The 438-nt window shown below is 42.0% G+C and carries 1 protein-coding gene; it reads left to right on the top strand.

Annotated features, from left to right (window positions below):
• A partial coding sequence (locus tag KTJ72_RS07040; RefSeq protein ID WP_217304481.1) for an endonuclease/exonuclease/phosphatase family protein occupies window positions 1-438 on the top strand: 438 nt, incomplete at both ends.

The raw sequence follows: 438 nt of genomic DNA, 5'->3' as shown, positions 1-438 counted from the left end.
GCACTATTATTGGTCTTGGGCTTACAACCATATTGGCTATGACATTTACCATGAAGGCGTGGCAATCTTATCAAAACAACCTATTCATGTTTCAGATATTCTCGTGTCGGCGATGGATGATGAAACAGACTACCATACTAGACGCTCGCTCGTTGCCAAAACCAAGTTAGATGGCAAAGAAGTCGCTGTTGTCAATGTACACCTATCTTGGTTTGACAAGGGGTTTTTAGGGGAGTGGGAGAAATTAGAAAAAGAGCTGCTCACACTAAACTGTCCCTTGCTACTTATGGGAGATTTTAACAATCCAACGAATCAAGAGGGTTATCAAGTGATTATGGGTAGCCCCCTAAACCTACAAGATAGCCATAAGGTTGCTGACCATGTTTTTGGTGATCACAGTATTGTGGCTGATATTGATGGCTGGGAGGATAATAAAGA

The sequence above is a fragment of the Apilactobacillus waqarii genome, assembly GCF_019061205.1.
Taxonomy (GTDB): domain Bacteria; phylum Bacillota; class Bacilli; order Lactobacillales; family Lactobacillaceae; genus Apilactobacillus; species Apilactobacillus waqarii.
This window is presented reverse-complemented; position numbering and strand designations above follow the sequence as displayed.